Raw genomic sequence first — 17765 nt, forward strand, 5'->3', positions numbered from 1 at the left:
CTGATTGTGCCTCAGGCCTCGCTCAGGCTTTTGACAGAACGTAGCGACCCGGTGCATCTTCGATGGCGGCATAGGCCCGCGCACGGCCATAGCTCCTCGGAGCCGCCAGCTGCTTGCCCGCATGGCTGCCGAGCCAGGCGCTCCAGTCCGTCCACCAACTGCCCGGATACTCCGTGGCATCGGCCAGCCAGTCGCTGAGCGACTCTGGAAACTCGCCACCCTCACGCAGCCAGTGGCTGCGCTTGTTCTTGGCCGGGGGATTGATGACGCCGGCAATATGGCCTGAGGCCCCCATCACGAAACGCAGCTCACCGCCCAGCACCTGGGAGGAAGCGTAGGCCGCGCCGACAGGGACGATATGGTCCTCGCGCGAGCCGTAGATATAGACCGGCATCTTGAGCTGACCCATATCGATCTTCTCGCCGCACACGGTCAGCACGCCGGGCTTGATCAGATTGTTTTCAAGGTAGAGATTGCGCAGATACCAAGCATAGAACGGGCCGGGCAGATTGGTCGAGTCACTGTTCCAGTAAAGCAGATCGAAGGGCGGCGGCGTTTCGCCCTTGAGGTAGTTGCCCACCACATAGTTCCAGACCAGATCGTTAGGCCGCAGAAAGCTGAAGGTGGACGCCATGTCCTGACCCTTCATCAACCCGCCCTTGCCCATCTGCATCTCGCGCAGACGCACCATGTTTTCATCGATGAAGATGTCCAGAATGCCGGTGTCGCGGAAGTCGATCAGCGTGGTCAGCAGCGTCATGCTGGCCACCGGGAACGGCTGGGCCTGCGTCTTGGCCGCAGCAGCCGTCCTGTTGCTGGTCTTTGCTGCAGCCGCGCGGCTGCGCGCAGGCTTGGCGGCCGGTAGCTCTCCATGCTCGCGGGCGTGGCGTGCGGCCAGCACCGCCATGGCCGTGGAGACCATGGTGCCGCCCACGCAAAAGCCCAGCACATTGATTTGCGGCGCCTCGCAGATGTCCTGCACCGTGCTCACGGCCTTGAGCACGCCGTCCTCGATGTAATCATCCCAGGTCTTGTGGCCCAGGCTTTCGTCGGGATTTCGCCAGCTGACCACAAAGGTGCGATGGCCCTGGCTGACGGCATAGCGAATGACCGAGTTGTCCGGCTGCAGATCCAGGATGTAGAACTTGTTGATGCAGGGCGGCACCATCAGAAAAGGCTTCTCGAAAACCTTGGCCGTCAGCGGCTTGTACTCGATGAGCTGGAACAGCTCGTTCTCGAAAACCACCGCGCCTTCGGTGGTCGCCACGTTCTGTCCCACGGTGAACAGGCTTTCGTCGGTCATGGAGACATGACCTTGGCGCATGTCGGCCAGCAGATTGGCAATGCCCTGGGCCAGGCTCTCGCCCTTGGTTTCCACGACCTTGTTGAGCGCATCGGCATTCAGCGCCAGAAAGTTGCTGGGCGCCATGGCCGCCACCCATTGCTCGACCGCGAAGCGCAAGCGGTTGCGCGTTTTCTCGTCACCCTGCACTGCCTCGGCCATGCCGGTCAGCATGCGGCTGCCGAGCAGATAGTTGGCTGCGGCCATCGCCGCAACAGGATTGGCGCTCCATTCGGGCTTGGCGAAGCGTTTGTCCTTGGCCAGCAGGGCCTGAACCTCCTTGGCATCCGCGAGCGACTGCACGGACTGGAGGTATTCCTGCTGCAACCCCTGCAGTTTGGGGGTATCGAACTGAACCGTCTGAGCCGAGCCGGCCGCCTGGGGCATGGCCGACTGCATGGCCTCCGTGATGGAGGCCCAGGGGTTCGGTGCAGCGCCCAGACCCGGCATGGCGCTGAGCCCCATGGGAGCACTGGCCTGCATTTGCTGGAGCGTCTGTAGACTTTTGCTCCAATGCTCCTGCCAGAATTGTTGAACGGATTGGCCAGCCTGGCCCCAGCTCGGGTCAAAATTCATGCTTACATCCTAGTCAAGGCAAGCGACCGGCGATCTCAGGGTCTGGGGACGCTTGCGGAATCTGCAATACGGCTCACACGGCGGCATTGTCACCTATGTGCCACTCGGTTCTGACAAGAAGCTGCGTCATTTCGCCGTTATGAAGCTGTTTTGACACAAAACACAGTGCTGCCGACATGCATGGCGGCTCTTAAGATAGACACCATGTACCTCATAGCCATCGCCTGGATGTACGTTGTCGTGATGATGACGATTGCCGAGGCAGCCAGCCCCGGCGGCACCCTGCTGGGTGCATTTTTCACCTTTGTTCTCTATGGTCTGCTGCCGCTTTCCATCGTGCTCTACATACTGGGCACGCCGGCCAGAAAGCGCCGCCTCAAAGCCCGCCAGGAGCAGGAAGCACTAGCTGCAGGACACGTTCCGCCCGGCCCCGATTCAGACGTCGCGCCAGATGCTGGCAGCCAGCCGACCGCTGCTGCCCAGACGGGCGGCATCGCGCCGGTGCGAGAAGAAACGTGATGCATTGATGACCGTGCACCAGGGCTGGCTGCCATCGTTACCGAAGATTGCAGCAATGCCCAAAGCAGCAAGCCTCTGACGCGCCAGTTGCGCCAGATCGGCCAGATATTTGCCCTCGCTGCCCGCTACCGGCACAAAATGCCGCGCAGCACCAGGGTCATGGGCCACAAAGATATCGCGCACCTCGTGCCCCACCTCGAAGGAATCGGGGCCTATGCAGGGGCCCAGCCAGGCCTGGGTGTGCGCGGCAATCCGGGAGCGCTCTGTTTCGGCCCCTGAAAGCGATGGCTGCATCTGCACCTTGCGACAGAAAGCCTCGAAAAGTGTCTCCAGCACACCTCCGGGCAAGGGCCCGTCAGACGGCTTTCTGCCGGGCGGCATGCCGGCCAGACCGCGCCAGCCCGCATGGGCCGCACCCACGACCAACCCCGAATCATGGGCCAGCAACACGGGCAGGCAGTCCGCCACCATGATGGTGCAGACCACGCCTACCTCGTCGCTCACACAGGCATCAAAGGCCGCACCGTTGGATTCGGCCACATTGCCTGCATCCAGCGTCAGCACGCCCACACCATGCACCTGCTGCAAGAACGCCGTACAGGCACCGGGCGTGCGAGCCTGCAGCGCCGCATTGAACAGTTCACGGTTGCGGCGCACATGAGCGGGGTCGTCGCTCACATGGTCGCCCAGATTCAAGCTACCCCAGGGGGCCTGACTGACGCCGCCCTCGCGCGAGGTGCAAAGCGCATGCACGCCAGGCAAGGCCGGCCAATCGGGGACCAGCCAGGAGTCCGGCAGGCCCGGCCTGTAGTTCTCGCTCATGGCGCCCTCTTCACTCCGCATCCGGACAGGCCGAAGGATGGGCCTGCTGGAAAGCCGACAAGGCGTTGCAGCGCTCGACCACGCCCATCAGGCGCGGCAGCGCATCAAGATTCACATTGAAGCGCTGGGCGTTGTAGATCTGCGGCACCAGGCAGCATTCAGCCAGCGTGGGCGTGTCACCCCAGCAAAACGTCGACGGCGCCAGCCCCGCGGCCTTGCGTTCGGCATCCAGCAGCGCCAGCTGACGCTCGAAAGCTTCGAGGCCGGAGCGTACCCAGTGCGCATACCAGCCATTCTTGGCTTCGTCGCCGACCCCCATCTGGTGCACCAGATACTTGAGCACGCGCAGATTGTTGAGCGGATGGATTTCACAGGCCACCATCTGCGCCAATGCCCGCACATGGGCACGGCCCAGCGCATCTGCGGGCAGCAATGGTGTTTGAGCATGGGTCTCATCGAGATATTCGATGATGGCCATGGACTGCGTGAGCCAGAGCCCCTCGTCCGTCACCAGTGTGGGCACCAGGGCGTCGCCGACATGGGAGGCATAGGCCGCAGCCTTTTGCTCGCCGCGCACCAGATGCACGGGTACGGAGTCATAGGGCAGGCCCTTGAGTTGCAGCGCAATGCGCACGCGGTAAGAGGCGGAGGAGCGGAAATAGGTATGCAGCTTCATGATGCCGCCAGCATAGCGCGAGCCGCGCAGACTGGCATTTTCCCTAGGTCCGGAATACGTAAAAGCCGACGAGCGCCGCGCCGCCAGCGTGCCCGCACCGTGGCACACTGCTTGCCACATCAACCATTGCTGATTTCAGCGCCTGTTCCTGCCGAGGACCTCATGAGTTACGTGTTCAACCCCCCTGCTGTTGCCAGCCTGCCTGTTGTGGGCCGTGGCGAGCGCTTTCCCATTCACCGCATCTACTGCGTGGGCCGCAACTATGAGGATCACGCCAAGGAAATGGGCTTCACCGGCCGCGAGCCACCGTTCTTCTTCATGAAGCCCGCGGACGCGACCGTGGCGCTGGAAGCCGGCAGCACCGGCCAGGTGGCCTATCCCACGCTGACCCAGAACCTGCACCACGAGATCGAGCTGGTCGTCGCCATCGGCAAGGCCGGCAAGAACATCAAGGCCGCCGACGCACTGCAGTACATCTACGGCTATGCCGTGGGTCTGGACATGACGCGCCGCGATCTGCAAAACGAGATGAAAAAGCAGGGCCGCCCCTGGTGCATCGGCAAGGCTTTCGAGCAATCGGCTCCCATCGGCCCCATCACGCCGGCCGATCAGGCGGGCGACATCGTCAACGCCGAGATTTCGCTGCAGGTCAATGGCGACTATCGCCAGCGCAGCCACATCCACAAGCTGATCTGGAACATCGCCGAGACCATCGAACATCTGTCCAGCGCCTGGGAGCTGCAGCCCGGCGACCTGATCATGACCGGCACTCCCGAGGGCGTGGCCGCCGTGGTCAAGGGCGATGTGCTGGAAGGCGCCATCAGCGGACTTGAGGCCATCAAGATCCAGATTGCCTGAAAACCCTTGGCGCACAAGCATTTAGCGCCAGTCAAGCTCCAGGGGAGTCACACCTGCACCGGGTGTGGCTCCCTTTTTCATAGCTATTTGCACATGTTGCGCCTGCGCTTGCGGCCTGATTTGCTTATAGTTGCGGAATGATTTTTCGCAGCCCCATCAAGTTCTGCCGCGAATGCGGCACCGCAGTCACCTACCGCGTTCCTGACGATGGGGACACACGCGAGCGTGCCGTTTGCCCGGCCTGCCACACCATCCACTATGAAAACCCGCTCAATGTGGTCGGCACCCTGCCCGTGACGGACGACGGGCGCGTGCTGCTGTGCAAGCGCAATATCGAGCCGCGCCGTGGCAAGTGGACGCTGCCCGCGGGCTTCATGGAACTGGCCGAGACCACCAGCCGCGGAGCCCAGCGCGAAACCGACGAGGAAGCCGGAGCCGACATAGAGCTGGGCAGGCTATTCAGCCTCATCAACGTGCCCCAGGTGGGACAGGTCCATCTCTTCTATCTGGCCCGCCTCAGGAGCACCCAGTTCTACCCCGGCCCCGAGACCATGGAGGCACAGTTGTTTGCCGAGGCCGACATCCCCTGGGAAGAAATCGCGTTTCGCACCGTCAAGCTCACCCTGGAGCGCTTCTTTGCCGACCGCAGGGCCGGCGTGCTCGAGCAGCCGCAAGTGCACTGCATAGACCTGCTCTGAAACTGCCAGACTGGCTACCCACTTTCTCACAAAAATCACCGCTCTGTCTTCGAGGGACAGAGGAAGTTGTCTGACGCCACGCTCACGTCTGCAGGCCAAAAATTACCAATGAATACAAATTGCGTGTGACCTGACATATCTCCTACGCAATGCTGTGAAAGGTCGAGCATGAGAGCGGGCATCGCAACGGAGCTCTGATCGCCAACGGGCATGGCGCCTGCTGGCTGTTTCGTACCCGTGCGCCTTGTGAATGCCTGAGCCCATGCTTCTACAGTCTATTTACTGGATGAGGCGTCATGAAGGCATCTTTGAGCCCCGCACTGAAGTCTCAACAATTGCTGCAGCGCGTCTGGGCTTTTGCGCTCCTGGCACTGATTCTGCTGCTCAGTGCCAGCTGCAGCCTGTACCTACTCTCGGCCGTGCGCGCCTTCGTCAACGGAGAAAGCCTCTGGTCCAAGGCCCAGAAGGATGCGATCTACTCACTGTCCCGCTATGCCGACGAAGGCAACCCGGTGGACTTCGCCCACTACCAGCGGGCCCTGCAGGTACCCCGCGGGGATGCCGAGGCACGCATCGCCCTCTACGACAAGCCGCTGCGCCTGGACCTGGCGCGCAAAGGCATAGAACAAGGCCAGAACCACCCCGATGACGTCAGCTCCCTGATCTGGCTGCTGCGCACGTTCCGCTACTTCAGCTGGGTGCAGGAGCCCGTGGCCTACTGGAAGCTGGGCGACGAATATCTGAACCAGCTGGACACCCTGGCCCAGGAAATCCGGCGCGGCTACGAAGTGGGCAATATCAGCCGCGAAAACATTGCCACCTGGAAGCGCGAAATCGACCTGATCAACCAGGGCGTGACGGCCCTGACCCGAGCCTTCAGCGACTCTCTGGGCCAAAGCTCGCGCAACATCGTCTGGCTGCTGCTCGCGCTCAACGGTGCACTGGCCATCGGACTGGTGAGCCTGTGGGTCTGGAATACCTGGCGGCTGATCCTGCTGCGCGAGCAGGTTCAGGAAGGCCTGAACAGCGAGAAAGAGCGCGCGGAAACCACGCTTGCTGCGCTCAGCGATGCGGTCATCACAACCAATGCCAAGGGCCTGATCAACTACGTCAACCCGGCCGCCATCGGCTTGCTGGGTCTGCAAAAGCAAAACTATCTGGACAAGCCCATCAAACAGGTGCTGCAGTTCTACACCATGGACGCCTCCATCACCAGCGAAGGTCTGCTCGCCCAGCTGGTCAGCGAAACCAAGGAAAGCACCGTCGTGCGTGACGAACAAACGCACTGGGTGCGCCGCACCGACCACAGCATCGTGCCGGTCAAGGTGCTGGGTTCCGCCATGCAGCGCGAGGGCCAGACATCGGGCGCCGTCTTCGTGCTGCGCGATGTATCGCGCGAGCAGCAATACATGGATCAGATCTCCTGGAACGCGCGCCACGACACGCTGACAGGACTGGAAAACCGCGGCGAATTCGAGCGGCGCCTGCAAAAAATGCTGACCCAGGGCCTGCATCAGGTCAAGCCCTATGCCCTGCTCTACATCGACCTGGACCAGTTCAAGCTCATCAACGAAACCAGCGGCCATGCCGCCGGCGACGAGGTGCTGTGCGAAGTCTCGCGCATGCTGCAGGCCAATCTGCGCGAAACCGATTGCCTGGCACGCATGGGCGGCGACGAGTTTGCCGTGCTGCTGGAGAACTGCCCGCCCTCCAATGTGGCAAGCATTGCCGAGAAGCTGCGCCTGGCAGCCCAGCAATTGCAGACCACCTGGGGCGAGAAGATATTGCGCACCGGCTTTTCCATCGGCGCCGTGCATGTTCCCGGCGATGCGGTGAATGCCTCCGATCTGCTGCGCATGGTCGACATGGCCTGCTACCAGGCCAAGGAGCGTGGGCGCAACAAGGTCTTTTTCTACAAGGCCGAGGATGGAATCTACAGCCGCTACGTCAGCGAGATGGAATGGGCCACGCGCATCCGCACCGCCTTGGACGAAGAGCGCTTTTGCCTGTACGCCCAGAGCATTGCACCGCTGCAGCACAGCAAGAGCGGCAAGCATGGCGGCATGCACTTCGAGGTCCTGCTGCGTCTGCGCGACGAGAACGGCCAGATCCTGGCGCCCGGCCATTTCATCCCCGCGGCGGAGCGCTACGGCCTGATGCCCTCGCTGGATCGCTGGGTGATCTCCAAGGCTCTGCAGACGCTGGCCCAGCAGCCAGGACATGCCAAGCTGGTGGAAACCTGCGCCATCAATCTCTCCGGCCCCAGCCTGGACGACGACGGCCTGCTGGAGTTCGTGAAGGAGCAACTGCAGCTGCACGGAATTGCAGCGCAGAAGCTGTGCTTTGAAATCACCGAAACCAGCGCCATCGGCAACCTCAGCAATGCCACGCGGTTGATTCAGGCGCTGCGCGCCCTGGGCTGCCGCTTTGCCCTCGATGATTTCGGTGTCGGCATGTCGTCTCTGACCTATCTGAAGCAGCTGCCTGTCGACTACCTCAAGATCGATGGCGGCTTTGTGCGCGACATGCTCAAGGACAAGGGCGATCACGCCATGGTGGAAATGATCAATCGCATCGGCCAGACCCTGGGCAAAAAAACGGTTGCCGAGTTCGTCGAAAGCCGCGAGATCGCCGAGGAACTCATGAGCATGGGCGTGGACTATGTCCAGGGCTACGCCATCGCCCGCCCCAAGCCCATGACCAGCGAATACTTTGCTCCCACGCAGGAAAACCAGCTGCCCCAGTGGTGCGGGGCACTGGCCATGAGCTGAAAGCAGCGCACGCCGGCAATAAAAAAACGACGCCTGAGGCGTCGTTTCCTTTTTAGGCGGCACTCAGGCTGCTGCCATCAGCGCGGCTTGCGCGAAGCCTGACCCGCAGGCTTCGCCGGCCTGGCTCCAGGCCTGGCCTTGCCCGTCACACCGGCACGCGGAGGCAGACCCGTGTGCTGGGTCAGCATCTTGCCCGGTTGGGGCTGGCTGCTGCGAAAGCGCACATCCCCCTTGGGCTCAAGGCCTGCATCATCCTGGCGACGACGCACAGCCACGGCCTTGCCATCCTTGTTGGTGGTGTAGCCGATGCCGCCGCCGCTCTTGGACGAGGTGCTGTTCTTCTTGCGGGCACTCTGATAGCTGCCGTCAACCAGAGGCTGGAAGGTCGGAATCAGATGCTGCTTGCCGTTGCCGATCAGGTCGGCACGACCCATGGTCTTGAGCGCCTCGCGCAGCAGCGGCCAGTTGTTGGGGTCGTGATAACGCAGAAAAGCCTTGTGCAGACGGCGACGCTTTTCACCACGCACGATGTCCACGCGCTCTTCGTCCTCGTCGCGCATCTGCCGGCGCACCTTGGTCAGCGTATTGCGGCCGCTGTGGTACATGGCCGTGGCCGTGGCCATGGGGCTGGGATAGAAGGTCTGCACCTGGTCGGCGCGGAAGCCGTTCTTCTTGAGCCAGATGGCCAGATTCATCATGTCTTCATCGCTGGTGCCCGGGTGGGCGGCGATGAAATAGGGAATCAGGAACTGCTTCTTGCCGGCCTCTTCGCTGAACTTCTCGAACAGCTGCTTGAACTTGTCATAGCTGCCGATGCCCGGCTTCATCATCTTGGTCAGCGGGCCTTGCTCGGTGTGCTCGGGCGCGATCTTCAGATAACCGCCCACATGGTGCTGGACCAGTTCCTTGACGTACTCGGGCGACTTCACGGCCAGGTCGTAGCGCAGACCCGAGCCGATCAGGATCTTCTTGATGCCGGGCAGTTTGCGCGCGCGGCGGTAGATCTTGATCAGCGGCCCGTGGTCGGTATGCAGGTTCTGGCAGATGCCGGGGAATACGCAGCTGGGCTTGCGGCAGGCGGCCTCGATCTGCGGGCTCTTGCAACCCAGGCGATACATATTGGCCGTGGGCCCGCCCAGGTCGGAGATGGTGCCGGTAAAGCCCTTGACCTTGTCGCGGATCTCCTCGAGCTCCTGGATGATGGAATCTTCCGAGCGGCTCTGGATGATGCGACCCTCGTGCTCGGTGATGGAGCAGAAGGTACAGCCGCCGAAGCAGCCGCGCATGATGTTCACCGAAGTGCGAATCATCTCCCAGGCCGGAATCTTGGTTGCGCCTTCGTGGCTACCACTTTCGTCGGCATAGACAGGATGCGGGCTGCGGGCGTAGGGAAGACCGAAAACCCAGTCCATCTCGGCCGTGGTCAGAGGAATGGGCGGCGGGTTCATCCACACATCGCGCGCCGTGGCTCCCTCGCCATGGGCCTGGACCAGCGCACGGGCGTTGCCGGGGTTGGTCTCCAGATGCAGAACGCGATTGGCGTGGGCGTACAGAATCGGATCGCTCTTGACTTCTTCGTAGCTGGGCAGGCGCAGCACGGTGCGCTCGCGCGGGGGCAGCTTGGACTTGCTGCGCAGCGAAAGATTGGGCACGAACTGGATGGGCTGGACCTTGGCTACCGATGCGCCGTCATTGGTGCCGTCCGCTTCCGATTTCGCGGCATCTTCCTTGGAGCAGCTCTGGCCCTGGGCCTCGGCCTGCTCGCTGGTCGTCATATAGGGGTTGATATGGGGCTCGACTTCGCCGGGCTCGTCCACCGTGGTGGAGTCGACCTCGAACCAGCCTTCCTCCGAAGCACGGCGAAAGAACGAAGTACCGCGCACATCGGTGATCTGCTCCACCGGCTCGCGCGCCGCGATGCGGTGCGCCACTTCGACCAGGGCACGTTCGGCATTGCCGTAGAGCAGGATGTCGCATTTGCTGTCCACCACGATGGAGCGACGCACCTTGTCGCTCCAGTAGTCGTAGTGGGCAATGCGACGCAGCGAGCCCTCGATGCCGCCCAGCACGATGGGCACATCCTTGTAGGCCTCGCGGCAGCGCTGGCTGTAAACGATGGCCGCGCGGTCGGGGCGCTTGCCGGCCACATCGCCGGGGGTGTAGGCATCGTCGCTGCGAATCTTGCGATCAGCCGTGTAACGGTTGATCATCGAGTCCATGTTGCCGGCCGTCACGCCCCAGAACAGATTGGGCTTGCCCAGGGCCTTGAAGGCCTCGGCGCTGGTCCAGTCGGGCTGGGCGATGATGCCCACGCGAAAGCCCTGCGCCTCCAGCACGCGGCCGATGACGGCCATGCCGAAGCTCGGGTGGTCCACATAGGCATCGCCCGTGACCAGAATGATGTCGCAGCTGTCCCAGCCGAGCTGATCCATCTCCGCACGACTCATAGGCAGGAACGGCGCCGGGCCGAAGCGCTTGGCCCAGTACGGCTTGTAGCTGGTCAGCGGCTTGGCATCGCGATGGAAAAAGGAAACATCAACCGGGGCGTTCATGTGGATGGGCTTTATATGGCCTCATGGCCTATGCGGAGAAAGAACCCGTCAGTGTACTTTTCCGCCCTCGGCCTTGCACGAGCAAGGTCTTGCGGAAACAGGGCTGAAACTCTGAACTTCATAGCAGGCAGCGCTTGCGACCATTGAAATTCAATGCTTAACGTACCTTAAACCTTTGAATGACAAGCGCTAGATACTCACTTATTCATAGCGCCAGAATGCCGCCGCCACGCTGCCTCAATCTTTTTCCTGGCCCGTGACGGCACCTGTGACCGGGTCCAGCCGGAGCTTCATGACCGTCTGGTCGGCCCGCAGCAACTTGACCTTGTAGCTGGTCCTGCCCCAGTCCGAATCCAGCTGAGCCTCCAGCGGCTTGCCTGGCAAGGAGGCAACGGCGGCATCGACCGCCTGCGCCAGCGTGATCCGGGTATCGGCCAGGCGCTTGACATGCTTGGCCTCGGCCCGCCCCTTGTTCTTCTCTACGGCGGCATCGCCGGTGCTGGCATTCACACGCAGCCTGATCTCCTCGTTCGCGGGCGACACCAGGGTGACCGCGTAATAAGGAGCGGCGCCTTTCTTGCCTTCTTCCAGCTCGGCGTCTATCGCGTTTCCGGAAACGACGGCCTGGGCTTTCTCGACGGCCTGGGTCAGGCCGATCTGCACGGCGCCGGTCAGGGCCAGCCATTCGGCAGCCGACCTTGCCAGGGCCGGAGCCGCGCTCCATCCGTACAGGCTCAGGGTGGCAGCTAGCAGCAAGGTGCTGGAACGCAATCTCATGAACCCATCCTCCGACAGTGGCGACCCTTGCAGTCTGCCCCGATTCCGGGGCTCGGGCTTGTCAGATATCAAGCCGTATCGACTTTGAGAAAATCCAAGCAAAGCCTTTGCCAGACAAAGCTTTCTCGCTATGAAATTCAAGAGTCCCATGCAAACAGCCCGCCAGGGCCGGGCCTTGGCGGGCTGCAATCGGATCGGAAACAGGCCGCTGTCGCTGTTACAGATCGCGCTGGGCTGCGGCAATCAACTCGCCGAACTGGCCGGCGTCACCCAGCCGATTGGCGGCCAGCAGCGCCAGCTTGACCAGCAGCAGCTCGGACTTGTCCGCGCCCACGGCATCGATGGCGACAGCCAGCTGGTCGTACACGGTCTCCAGACCGGCGATATCAAGAGTGGTTGGGTTCATTTGCATCTCTCCTCAGACAGGCAGGGCCGCCTTGAATGCCGCTTGCAGGCGATTGGCGTCCAGCGCCATCCAGCGCGCACAGACATGTTGATCGGGACGCAGCAGATAGGCAGCGCCATCGGCCATCACGCCATAGCGGGCGCGGCAACGGCCTTCGCTGTCGTCGAGCACCAGATCGGCACCCTGTACCGCGCTGGCGGTCTGGCTGCTGACGGCAATCAGGCGCACGCCGATGCCGCGAGCCCTTATCCCGGCCACGACCGCTTGCAGCTCGGCGGGTATCGCCTTGCCGTTCGTGAAATACAGCAGATCGAAGCCGCCACCCAGGTGGTCAAGCAGATAGCTGTCCGGCGCAAGCCGCACGTTCAGAGGCGGCGCGCCGTGGGCGGGCCCGGCCTTGAACAGCAGATTGTCGTCGCCCATGCTGTTGAGCGGCGAGCTGCCGTACTCATGCGGGCGCGAAGTTCGCCAGTGATAGAGCGGGCCGACAAAGGGCTGGCTCAGCGACAGGGACAGCACGGCATCGCGCAGCAGTCTGAAGCCTCGGCTCGGCGGGGCCATGAAACGCGTGCTCTTGCCGGCCTCCTCCACAATCTCGCGGGCCGCACCCACGCGCTCGCTGCTATAGCTTTGCAGCAGCGCGGCGCTGGCCGCGCCCTTGGCGACGAGCGCCAGACGCCAGCCCAGGCCCTGGGCATCCTGAAAGCCGGTATTGGCGCCGCGCACGCCGAAGATGGGCAGCATATGGGCGGCGTCGCCCGCAAAGATCACGCGGCCATGCACATAGTCGGGCAGGGTCAGCGCGCGGGCCGAGTAGACGGAGCTCCAGTCCATCTCCCAGGGCGTGCCGCCAAAGCCGATCATCTCCAGCTGCGCATCGATGCGCGCCTTCAGCGACTCGGGCCTGAGCGCATCCTCGGGATCTTCGCCGGCAGGCAGCTGGTAGTCCACACGCCAGATGCCATGCGGCTCGCGGTGCATGAGGATGGTGTTGCCCGGGTTCCATGTGGGATCGAAGAATGCGAGGCGCTCGGTGGGCAGGGGCAGGTCGATGCGGATGTCGGCGATCACGAAGCGGCCCTCGTAGGAGGCGCCCTCCATCAATAGATTCATGGCCGTGCGAATCCCGGAGCGCGCGCCGTCGCAGGCCACCAGCCAGTCGGCCCGCAACTCGTAGCTGCCTTCTGGGGTGTCCACTTCCACCAAAACCTGCTCGCCCTTTTGCTCGACCTTGTTCACGCGATTGCCCCAGCGCAGCTCGATCAGCGGGTTGGCTTGCGCTGCATCGACCAGGTATTCCTCCAGGTACTGCTGCTGCAGATTGATCATGGGAAAAAAGCGGTCGTCGTCGGCACGCGCGTTCTCCATGCGAAACACGCGCTGGCCGCGGTAGATGCTGTTGCCGTAGCACCAGGGCAGTCCGGTCTCCGTCACGCGCTGGGCCACGCCCACCTGTTGCAGGATTTCCATGGAGCGGCGCGTGAACACGATGGCACGGCTGCCTTCGGACACCTGCAGCTCGGACTCCAGCACCACGCAGCGCTGGCCGTGGCGGGCAATCTCCAGCGCCGTGGTCAGGCCCACGGGGCCGGTGCCGACGATGACGATGGGGTGGTTTTGCTCGCCCGGATGCCGGGAGGCAAGCCAGGGCTGGTGCACCTGGTACTGGTAATAGATGGAGCGGCGTGGCTCGGCAAATGGCTGGTGCATGTTCTTGTCTCCTGGGGGCGCTGTCGTGGTCAAACCGGTGCGCTTTCATCCCCTTTGCGGTCTGGCTTGCAATGCAGTGTAGAAAAGCAGCCCACCGCCGATGTCACCAAATGGAGACAACATCTATCCCAAGTCAAATTTCAATGAAATCAGCCTCTACCCCTTTCCCATCAATCGATGGAAGATATCAAAGTTGACCATCGACAGCTTCAGCAGGCTCCATCAGCAGCGCGAACAGCTCGCGCTGCCCCTGCACGCCCAGCTTGGCGCAGACGCGTTTGACATAGGTGCGTGCACTGTTGACGGTAATGCCCAGGCGCTGCGCCAGCGCATCGGCATCCAGGCCCTGGGCCAGCGCCCGCACCACATCGAGGTCGCGCGGCGTCAGTTGCTCGAAGCGCCTTGCCAGCCGCGCCAGCACCAGCCCGACCAGGTCATCCTGCAGCGTCTGCCCTGCGTAATGCAGACGCATGGCCTGCATGACCAGGGGCGCGAAAGCCTCGATCCGGGCAATGGCTGAGGCGTCGAAGCTGCCGTGCTCCTCGCCTCGGTACAGGTTCACGGAGAGCCAGCGCGCGTTTTCCTGCAGCATCAGCAACGACAGCCGCTCGGCGATGCGCGGCAGCTCATAGCAGACATGACGGTATTCGGGATGCTGCACATCGCGCGGGCCCTGGCGATGCAGCCAGACGCGTGGCTTGGCATGCGGGTCCTTGGCAAGGCGTTCCAGCTCGGCCTGCATCACGCGCTGCGAGCCGTCGAGCGGATAGAAGCGTTCGCTGTAATCTTGGGAGATCATGGGCAGCGCCCCCGTGCGCGCCCTGTCGCCCATGCCCACCACGCGCGGCCTGGCCATGCCCTGGAAGGAGAAGATCGTGCACTGCGCCAGCGGCACATGGCGCCCCAGCAACTGCAGGATCTGCTCGGCCACGGCATCGCTGCTGCTGCGCCCCACTCTTTCCATCATGGCCGTCACATCGGCCAGAGCCACGGGCAGCTGCGCTGCCTGCGCGGCAGCCGGCAGCAGCATCCAGTGCGAGGAATCGGGAAACGGCGCGGAGCAGGCAGTCATAGACCGCGATTCTCGCCGCTGCAGCGCGGCAGCGGACAGGAAAAACCGGCTGTCCTTTCAGGAGCAGCCGGTCTGGCCGGTTTGGCTTGTGGCAGAAAATGCGGTCGGGCTCTGGCGCCCTACCACTCGCCCACATTGCGTATGCGCTGCAGCAGCTCCCATTCGTCTTCGGGAGCCGCCGCCTGCAGGGCCTGAGGCTCTGCCAGCTCCTGGGCCAGCGGAGGCGGCGTGAAGTGTTCGCGGCCAAAAGTATGTTCGCTCAGGGACTCTGGGTGCGGATGGTTCATGATGGCCTCCTTTGCTCAAAGCTTAAGGCTCGAAGCGGGCCGCTCCTGTAGGAATTGGCTTAAGGACACTGTCGAGCAATCCCCACAGGCCGCGTCGTCGTGTCATGGATATGTCACAACTGCCATCATCGGGCCACGCTGCTCGGCCTCGACTTTGCGGTTATGCTGCCGCCGCTATGCCTCAGACCCTTCGTGCTCCCGTCTCCAGCGAACTCATCATCAAGAAAAGCCGCTTCATCGGCTGCGTGCAGCCGATGACGGACCGGGCCAGCGCACAGGCCGTGGTGGATGCACTCTGGCGCGAGCATCCGGGCGCGGCCCATGTCTGCTGGGCCCTGCTGGCGGGCGGTCAATCGGCCGCCGTGGATGACGGCGAACCCAGCGGCACGGCAGGCCGCCCCATGCTGGATGTGCTGCGCCATCAGGACCTGGAAGGCGTTCTGGCTACCGTGGTGCGCTATTTTGGCGGCGTCAAGCTCGGCGCCGGCGGACTGGTGCGCGCTTATACCGATGCCGTGGCACAGGCCTTGCTGCAGGCCGAAAAAGTCGCCATTCAACGCATGCAGACCTTGCAGTGCACGGCCCCCTATCCGCTGGAAGGTCTGGTGCGGCGCATGGCCGATACAGCGGGCGCGGAGTTGCTGGAGGTCGATCACGGCTCTCTGGTGCGCTTCACGCTGCAGATGCCCGAGGCCGATGCCGCCCAGTTTGTCAGCACCCTCAATGAGAGCGGCCAGGGCCGCATTGGCTGGCTCAAGCCCGACGAGCTATAGGACGCAAAAAAACCCGCCTGGGCGGGTTTCTTCTGCAGCCTTATCAGCAATTGCCTTTTTTGGCCTGGCCCGGAGGGCAGCCATGGGGATGGGGCTTTTTGTAGCCATCATCGTAATACCCGCCGCGGCCGTCATAGACCGCGCAGCCGCTGAGCACCCACAGGGCCGCAGCCAGCGCAAACATGGTTTTCATGGGTTGGACCTTTTTCTGATTTTTCGGAGTGCCAGTCTATAGGCGATCCCGCTCGAATTCTGTCAACAATCTTTTCTGCAGCTCTCAATTGGCAGGCTGCTGCTCGGCCGCCACCTGCAGGTGCAGCAAGGTGAAATACAGGGTCACATCGCCCTGCTGGTCGATGAAGGTGCCTACGGCGCGCTGCAGGCGGGCGGCAATGCACAGGCATTCCATGGCCTCGGGACGGCCGCCGGGAATCCTGGCCGTGGTCAGCAGCGCCAGCTGGTTCTGGCGACCGAATTCATGCACCACCTCCAGCGCTTCGCCGTGCTGTCTGGGAATGGCTTCGTTGGCCCAGCTCCAGACAAAGCTGCCGTCCTGCTCACTGCTGGTGCCCACCAGGCAGACCGTGGCAACCACCTCATGCAGCGGAGCTTCCAGTGCCAGCAGCGCACGTTCGAGATCCCAGCGGTACTTGGGGCTGCCCTCCAGGCCGAACTGCCGGGGCCAGTCGGCATTGCGGGCCTGCATCATTTCAACGGCCTCACGGCTCCAGGCGGCCCAGTCGGCGGTTTGTGCGTCGTTGCTCATCGCGTATCCATTGCTTTTCAACAGAGCGCATTGTCAGGCAAGAAGCGGGCATGCCAGGGCCTGGAACCCTATGCCCCCGCAGGCCTGCGTTCAGTTCTTCATCTGCTGCGCTATCCAGTCGGCAAGAAGCTGCTGCACCGAACCAGCAACCCAGACTTGCGGGGCCAGCAGACAGTATTGCGAGCCGTCCGGCACAAAGCCCAGCGGTGCCACCAGCCTCCCGACGGCGATATCGTCCTGCACCAGCAACTGCGGGCCCATGGCCACGCCCAGACCCGCTGCCGCGGCCTGCAGGCTCAAGTAGAAATGCTCAAGCACCAGAGCGCCGGCTGTTGGTGCCTGCCCCAGCTGCATCGGGATCTGAAGAGACACAGATTGACACCAATCCGCCCAGGCCCCGGGGCGCGTCCTGCTGTGCAACAGCTCCGCGCCACCCCGCAGCTCCAGGCTGCCATCCGCCTTCGAGGCAAAGAACTGCTCCAGCCGGTCCGGCTGGCAGACCGGCCCCATGCGCTCTGCGCACAAGGGCTGTACATGGACGTTGCGCCCCCAGTCGAAGTCGTTGCGGCGTATGGCCAGATCGATGCCGCGCCCCCACTCGACGGTGCCGCCGCCTGCGACCAGATGCACGGTGTGCTGCGGGTAGCGAGCCTGAAAGTCGCCCCAACGCGGAATCAGCCAGCGCATGAGCAGCGTGGGCTCGCAGGACAGCAGCAAAGGCCTGTCGGCCACCTGCCGGCGCACCGCTTCTGCCGCGCGCGCCATCTGCGCCAGCCCGGCATGGACGCCATCGAACAACAAGCGGCCCGCGGCATTGAGAAACACGCGGCGATTGCGACGCTCGAACAGCGGCGCCCCCAGCTCCTGCTCCACCGCGCGCACCGCACGGCTGATGGCGCCATGGGTCAGATGCAGCTCATCGGCAGCGCGGCTGAAACTCTCCAGCCGCGCTGCGGCTTCAAAGCAGCGCAAGGCCACCAGCGACGGCATGCGCTGTGGACCGGCCATGGTTATCTGTGATCTGGATTCACTATTTTCTTGAGAAATCATCGTTATTCAAAAAGCTATGACCGTCCTAGAGTTCAGGCCCATAGAGCGCTGCCTGCCATTCTCCTGCAGCAGAGCCATCGAAAAAACAGCAATTTAAACTCAACCAAACG

The 17765-nt window shown here is 63.0% G+C and carries 17 protein-coding genes; 5 read left to right on the forward strand and 12 right to left on the reverse strand.

The features are described from left to right. Positions 1-22: 22 nt before the first annotated feature. Positions 23-1918 (reverse strand): PHA/PHB synthase family protein, encoded by a 1896-nt coding sequence (locus tag DJFAAGMI_RS06725; protein ID WP_211456443.1) that lies wholly within the window; start codon positions 1916-1918, stop codon positions 23-25. 204 nt (positions 1919-2122) lie between these two features. Here DJFAAGMI_RS06725 and DJFAAGMI_RS06730 point away from each other — a divergent pair, with 204 nt between their 5' ends. Further along, positions 2123-2437 (forward strand): hypothetical protein, encoded by a 315-nt coding sequence (locus DJFAAGMI_RS06730; protein ID WP_211456444.1) that lies wholly within the window; start codon positions 2123-2125, stop codon positions 2435-2437. On the opposite strand, the gene DJFAAGMI_RS06735 is transcribed toward DJFAAGMI_RS06730, so the two are convergent. Further along, positions 2354-3259 (reverse strand): purine nucleoside phosphorylase YfiH/LACC1 family protein, encoded by a 906-nt coding sequence (locus tag DJFAAGMI_RS06735; protein ID WP_211456445.1) that lies wholly within the window; start codon positions 3257-3259, stop codon positions 2354-2356. The two genes, DJFAAGMI_RS06730 and DJFAAGMI_RS06735, sit on opposite strands and share 84 nt — an antisense overlap. Positions 3260-3269: 10 nt before the next feature. Then, positions 3270-3935, reverse strand: a complete 666-nt coding sequence (maiA, locus tag DJFAAGMI_RS06740; RefSeq protein ID WP_211456769.1) for a maleylacetoacetate isomerase — start codon at positions 3933-3935, stop codon at positions 3270-3272. Between the two features lie 162 nt (positions 3936-4097). Between maiA and DJFAAGMI_RS06745 the strand changes: the two genes are divergently transcribed. From DJFAAGMI_RS06745 to DJFAAGMI_RS06755, 3 genes are all read left to right on the forward strand, one after another. Next, complete coding sequence (locus DJFAAGMI_RS06745; protein ID WP_043004957.1) at positions 4098-4793, forward strand: fumarylacetoacetate hydrolase family protein; 696 nt, start codon at positions 4098-4100, stop codon at positions 4791-4793. A gap of 137 nt (positions 4794-4930) precedes the next feature. After that, entirely contained in the window at positions 4931-5491 is a 561-nt protein-coding gene (locus DJFAAGMI_RS06750; protein ID WP_043004959.1) for an NUDIX hydrolase, read from the forward strand. Between the two features lie 296 nt (positions 5492-5787). Continuing rightward, positions 5788-8262 (forward strand): putative bifunctional diguanylate cyclase/phosphodiesterase, encoded by a 2475-nt coding sequence (locus tag DJFAAGMI_RS06755; protein ID WP_211456446.1) that lies wholly within the window; start codon positions 5788-5790, stop codon positions 8260-8262. Positions 8263-8339: 77 nt separating this feature from the next. On the opposite strand, the gene DJFAAGMI_RS06760 is transcribed toward DJFAAGMI_RS06755, so the two are convergent. The 6 genes from DJFAAGMI_RS06760 to DJFAAGMI_RS06785 form a co-directional block, all read right to left on the reverse strand. After that, the gene (locus DJFAAGMI_RS06760; protein WP_211456447.1) at positions 8340-10814 is read right to left on the reverse strand and encodes a YgiQ family radical SAM protein; all 2475 of its coding nucleotides are present in this window, start codon (positions 10812-10814) and stop codon (positions 8340-8342) included. A 237-nt stretch (positions 10815-11051) separates the two neighbouring features. Beyond that, the gene (locus DJFAAGMI_RS06765) at positions 11052-11591 is read right to left on the reverse strand and encodes a PepSY domain-containing protein (protein ID WP_211456448.1); all 540 of its coding nucleotides are present in this window, start codon (positions 11589-11591) and stop codon (positions 11052-11054) included. Positions 11592-11808: 217 nt separating this feature from the next. Then, positions 11809-11997, reverse strand: coding sequence for a hypothetical protein (locus DJFAAGMI_RS06770; RefSeq protein ID WP_043004963.1), 189 nt, complete (start codon positions 11995-11997; stop codon positions 11809-11811). A gap of 12 nt (positions 11998-12009) precedes the next feature. Continuing rightward, positions 12010-13707 carry an FAD-dependent monooxygenase gene (locus DJFAAGMI_RS06775; RefSeq protein WP_211456449.1) on the reverse strand — a complete coding sequence of 566 codons (1698 nt, stop codon included), beginning with the start codon at positions 13705-13707 and terminating at the stop codon, positions 12010-12012. Between the two features lie 187 nt (positions 13708-13894). After that, positions 13895-14779: a helix-turn-helix transcriptional regulator gene (locus DJFAAGMI_RS06780; protein WP_211456450.1), complete on the reverse strand. Its 885-nt coding sequence runs from the start codon at positions 14777-14779 to the stop codon at positions 13895-13897. Positions 14780-14898: 119 nt separating this feature from the next. Then, complete coding sequence (locus DJFAAGMI_RS06785; protein ID WP_196250296.1) at positions 14899-15066, reverse strand: hypothetical protein; 168 nt, start codon at positions 15064-15066, stop codon at positions 14899-14901. Positions 15067-15242: 176 nt separating this feature from the next. On the opposite strand from DJFAAGMI_RS06785, the gene DJFAAGMI_RS06790 reads away from it, so the two are divergent. Continuing rightward, on the forward strand, positions 15243-15839 hold the full coding sequence (locus DJFAAGMI_RS06790; RefSeq protein ID WP_043004966.1) for an IMPACT family protein: 597 nt from the start codon (positions 15243-15245) through the stop codon (positions 15837-15839). A gap of 43 nt (positions 15840-15882) precedes the next feature. Here the strand turns inward: DJFAAGMI_RS06790 and DJFAAGMI_RS06795 are convergent, their stop codons facing one another. From DJFAAGMI_RS06795 to DJFAAGMI_RS06805, 3 genes are all read right to left on the reverse strand, one after another. Further along, a complete protein-coding gene (locus DJFAAGMI_RS06795) occupies positions 15883-16032 on the reverse strand; it encodes a hypothetical protein (protein ID WP_043004967.1) in 150 nt (49 codons plus the stop codon). Between the two features lie 84 nt (positions 16033-16116). Then, positions 16117-16605 carry a DUF6882 domain-containing protein gene (locus DJFAAGMI_RS06800; RefSeq protein WP_211456451.1) on the reverse strand — a complete coding sequence of 163 codons (489 nt, stop codon included), beginning with the start codon at positions 16603-16605 and terminating at the stop codon, positions 16117-16119. 90 nt (positions 16606-16695) lie between these two features. Further along, complete coding sequence (locus tag DJFAAGMI_RS06805) at positions 16696-17655, reverse strand: LysR substrate-binding domain-containing protein (protein WP_419095592.1); 960 nt, start codon at positions 17653-17655, stop codon at positions 16696-16698. Between the last annotated feature and the right edge of the window lie 110 nt (positions 17656-17765).

The sequence above is a fragment of the Comamonas brasiliensis genome, from assembly GCF_018292285.1.
Taxonomy (GTDB): Bacteria; Pseudomonadota; Gammaproteobacteria; order Burkholderiales; family Burkholderiaceae_C; genus Comamonas; species Comamonas brasiliensis.

Excerpts from the sequence above, each read along its gene's own strand:
- DJFAAGMI_RS06725 (WP_211456443.1), bottom strand. The coding sequence starts at position 1,918 with ATGAATTTTGACCCGAGCTGGGGCCAGGCTGGCCAATCCGTTCAACAA.
- DJFAAGMI_RS06730 (WP_211456444.1), top strand. The coding sequence starts at position 2,123 with ATGTACCTCATAGCCATCGCCTGGATGTACGTTGTCGTGATGATGACG.
- DJFAAGMI_RS06735 (WP_211456445.1), bottom strand. The coding sequence starts at position 3,259 with ATGAGCGAGAACTACAGGCCGGGCCTGCCGGACTCCTGGCTGGTCCCC.
- maiA (WP_211456769.1), bottom strand. The coding sequence starts at position 3,935 with ATGAAGCTGCATACCTATTTCCGCTCCTCCGCCTCTTACCGCGTGCGC.
- DJFAAGMI_RS06745 (WP_043004957.1), top strand. The coding sequence starts at position 4,098 with ATGAGTTACGTGTTCAACCCCCCTGCTGTTGCCAGCCTGCCTGTTGTG.
- DJFAAGMI_RS06750 (WP_043004959.1), top strand. The coding sequence starts at position 4,931 with ATGATTTTTCGCAGCCCCATCAAGTTCTGCCGCGAATGCGGCACCGCA.
- DJFAAGMI_RS06755 (WP_211456446.1), top strand. The coding sequence starts at position 5,788 with ATGAAGGCATCTTTGAGCCCCGCACTGAAGTCTCAACAATTGCTGCAG.
- DJFAAGMI_RS06760 (WP_211456447.1), bottom strand. The coding sequence starts at position 10,814 with ATGAACGCCCCGGTTGATGTTTCCTTTTTCCATCGCGATGCCAAGCCG.
- DJFAAGMI_RS06765 (WP_211456448.1), bottom strand. The coding sequence starts at position 11,591 with ATGAGATTGCGTTCCAGCACCTTGCTGCTAGCTGCCACCCTGAGCCTG.
- DJFAAGMI_RS06770 (WP_043004963.1), bottom strand. The coding sequence starts at position 11,997 with ATGAACCCAACCACTCTTGATATCGCCGGTCTGGAGACCGTGTACGAC.
- DJFAAGMI_RS06775 (WP_211456449.1), bottom strand. The coding sequence starts at position 13,707 with ATGCACCAGCCATTTGCCGAGCCACGCCGCTCCATCTATTACCAGTAC.
- DJFAAGMI_RS06780 (WP_211456450.1), bottom strand. The coding sequence starts at position 14,779 with ATGACTGCCTGCTCCGCGCCGTTTCCCGATTCCTCGCACTGGATGCTG.
- DJFAAGMI_RS06785 (WP_196250296.1), bottom strand. The coding sequence starts at position 15,066 with ATGAACCATCCGCACCCAGAGTCCCTGAGCGAACATACTTTTGGCCGC.
- DJFAAGMI_RS06790 (WP_043004966.1), top strand. The coding sequence starts at position 15,243 with ATGCCTCAGACCCTTCGTGCTCCCGTCTCCAGCGAACTCATCATCAAG.
- DJFAAGMI_RS06795 (WP_043004967.1), bottom strand. The coding sequence starts at position 16,032 with ATGAAAACCATGTTTGCGCTGGCTGCGGCCCTGTGGGTGCTCAGCGGC.
- DJFAAGMI_RS06800 (WP_211456451.1), bottom strand. The coding sequence starts at position 16,605 with ATGAGCAACGACGCACAAACCGCCGACTGGGCCGCCTGGAGCCGTGAG.
- DJFAAGMI_RS06805 (WP_419095592.1), bottom strand. The coding sequence starts at position 17,655 with ATGATTTCTCAAGAAAATAGTGAATCCAGATCACAGATAACCATGGCC.